Source organism: Pirellulaceae bacterium (assembly GCA_029243025.1).
Taxonomy (GTDB): domain Bacteria; phylum Planctomycetota; class Planctomycetia; order Pirellulales; family Pirellulaceae.
In genome coordinates, this window is the sequence record JAQWSU010000019.1 from 1 (window position 1) to 3,027 (window position 3,027).

The window sequence follows — 3,027 nt, forward strand, 5'->3', positions numbered from 1 at the left end:
TCGGTTTTCGAGTCGCAAGTCTTTCCTCTCCCGCCAGTGTGCCAGAGCCCGGCTCGCTAGCCGTTTGGGCCGTGCTAGGTGGAATCGGTTTGTGTTGGCGAAGAAGGCGGGCGAGGAAATAACCCTTTTCCCTTTCTACCTTTTACCCTTCTTCTTGGCCGCCGTAGGCGGCGCGCGATTGAGAAACCTGGGTGCGTGTATCACGCGAAAGAACGAAGCAAACGTCGGGCGTTATTCCGCCCGCTTCATGAGCCAGGCAGGCGTCTTCGTCGTCAAAAGCCCTCAGCCGTTTAGCCTACCTACCAAGTCCACGGGTAACCGTCGCTTCTGGTTTGAATCGCACGTTACTCATAAAGCTGGTTAACGCGTTAGCTGAGTTACTCAACCGCCAGAATTTATTCCCCTCCATCGGATGGAGGCGATTGCAAGCAGCGTTCTCGTCGGTTCCCCCTCGTCCCGTTGAAGTGTGTAGCACGTCCACCAGTAAACCAGCTTGGCAGAATCTTGTACAGCAAATCGCCTGCAGGGGCTTCAGGTACCACCGCCTCAGATGGTCCCTGAAATGGTCGTTTTGACTCCCTATCGGCAAAACCTCGTTTGGAGCCTTGTATAGTAGGTCTAGCGGGTTTTGAATCTTCCTGAAATAGTCGATTTGGACCAAGGTAGATCGAATCACACGTAGGCCAGCCATTTGATGGTGAATATCTGCCAATGCCAGCGTTCGCATCTCGGATTGTTCCCAAACAGTCTTTTTTTTCTCTTCAACACAGGGTGTTAACGGTGTGATGACTCAACCGGGTCAGAGCGATTGTGTCCACAGCCGCCAACCGTACAGGACCGTCATGCCCAAAACGTAGACCGTGATGACGATGAACCATCGATCGCTCGGTTTGGGCATTCGGAACGGGACGACGTTCAGGATGACCAGCAGCGCAATCATTATGTACAGGAGCGCCGCAAACGCACTGCGGCTGAGCAACCCGTCGAGCAGGAAGACCAACGGAACGACGACGCTGTTATTGTCGATCGATAGGCCCAGAAAAGTCGAATCGTCGTCAAGACCAAACACGTTGAAGTAGCTTAGGCGTACCGCATTGGCTGCAGTCAACATCAACGCTCCCGGCAAGAACCACGGGCTGAACCACCCATCGCTCAGCAGGCCGACGGCCGGACAAACGGCGCAGCTGACCATATCGACCAGGGGGTCGAGCCGGCCGCCAAAGGCTCGGGACCCATCGGTTCGGTCGCGCGTTCGACGGGGAATAGATCCGTCGAACCAGTCGAATAACACGGCCCAGAGCATGGCGATCATCGCCGCCGAAAAGATGTCTCGTATTGCGAAGTAGATCCGCAGGAAAGCCCTGCCAACGTGACAAGGTTGGCAGCGTCCTTGACGAAGCGAAGCATGCTCGGTCGAAGCGATCGCCACGGAAGATCGTAACGATTCGTTCCGGATGCGGACTCGCTGTCCGAGTGTCTGTGATCAAGACTGTTCATTGAGGGTTTTGCGTTCCCTCACGAGGAAGGACCGCTGCCCCAGCCCGGTCAGATAACGTTGTGCGAAGATTCCGCAGTCGTCGTCCGTCCTGGCCGCTTTCGCGGTCGATGGGTGCAGTCTGATTGTCCCGCTGGAGAATCGCCGGATAGACTTTGTCCCGTGCGCGGATCAGTTGCCACTCATCGTCCATCTCGGATCAGGCGAGACCCTCGACGACGTGACAATTCACGGGGGTGACGCGGGCTGCCGCCACCAGGCAATCGGTCTCGTAGTCCATGTGCGCGTCGTGTGGAAACGTTCCACGGACTCTTGCAGCATGACCCGGTAGAGCGTCTGAGAGATCTTGGAGATGCCGACCAATTCGCCCGCGACGTGCCCGGTCACGATCACAATGCGCCGGACGCCGACCTCCAGCAAACGCGAGATCGATTCCTCGATGATGAGCCGATCGCCAGGTAGAGAAAACCCTGGGGCAGCCGTTTGCCTCATCTTGCCATGCGGATGCCCATGCCGGCTGCCAGAATGATGGAAGATGTGACGGTTGCGTCCATGAATTCCCTTTTTCTGAAAGGCCCCGCCGGAAAGCGCAAGACGCCGCGCGTCTGCTTGAATCCCTCGCCCAAACGCCGGGGGGCGCCCAAACCATGCACCATCTCAGGCAGATACCTCAAACGAGGGCGCCACGACACGAACGACAACAAAAATGGAGAGGGCACTTGTTCAGGCATGCGAATCCTGGTGTTTTCGTCGTCCACACAGAATATCATCGCCTTGTTGGCGAATCGCGATAGGTGGCGGAAGTTTACGGTGGACATCGCAGAGCCAAGCCACGACAATGCGAACTTACTCGATTGATGACTTTCACTCGGAAGGAAATTCACAATGGGCGACAAAGGCGGCAAGAAGGACAAAGACAAAAGCAAGAAACAGAAGGCGAACAAACAAGCACAGGCTGCCAAAGCGAAGCAGAGTAAGAACCGGCCGAAGTGAACTGGCTCCCGATTGCTGGCTCCCGATTGCTGGACCACAAGTACGGCTTTTTCGGCGGACAAACGGGGACGGGAGCCATTTTTGCCGCAGCTTAGGTCGGCTGGGGCGAAGCTGTTCTTGTTGAGTGCTGGTGGGCTCCGCTTGCGGGATTGTTCGATTGGCTTCGTTCGGTGCAGTTGTTGCCTCCGTGGTGATCCCAGCACCGATTGCAATCCCGGATGGCTACTCTTTCACTTGCCTTTGAAATGTGTTGCCGTCGTCGATCCACAATCGCTTTAACAAGGACGCTTTTGAATCGGGCTTGGTAGACGTGTCGTCAGCTGACAGTTCCGTGGTGCCGGTGATATCGCTGTCCATCATGGCTTCGGAATGGTGGCCAACGAAAAGCTGGCTCGATAAGCGCGGTTGGTACCTGACCTCGATAACGTGTTCGGCGATGTTGCTACCGGGATTGGATGAGGCGGTTTAGCTGACCTGCCTGGCTTGCGGCAAAATCGGCTCCCGTCCCCGTTTGGCCCTTGGATGATGAGAACGAATTG

General features: G+C 56.2%; 3 protein-coding genes. 2 read left to right on the forward strand and 1 reads right to left on the reverse strand.

What is annotated here, in order from left to right:
* Window positions 1-364: hypothetical protein (locus P8N76_09140; protein MDG2381827.1), on the forward strand; the 364-nt coding region annotated here is incomplete at its 5' end.
* Window positions 365-799: 435 nt separating this feature from the next.
* On the opposite strand, the gene P8N76_09145 is transcribed toward P8N76_09140, so the two are convergent.
* Entirely contained in the window at window positions 800-1,429 is a 630-nt protein-coding gene (locus P8N76_09145; protein MDG2381828.1) for a CDP-alcohol phosphatidyltransferase family protein, read from the reverse strand.
* Between the two features lie 357 nt (window positions 1,430-1,786).
* Between P8N76_09145 and P8N76_09150 the strand changes: the two genes are divergently transcribed.
* Complete coding sequence (locus P8N76_09150) at window positions 1,787-1,957, forward strand: hypothetical protein (GenBank protein ID MDG2381829.1); 171 nt, start codon at window positions 1,787-1,789, stop codon at window positions 1,955-1,957.
* The last annotated feature ends 1,070 nt before the right edge of the window (window positions 1,958-3,027 follow it).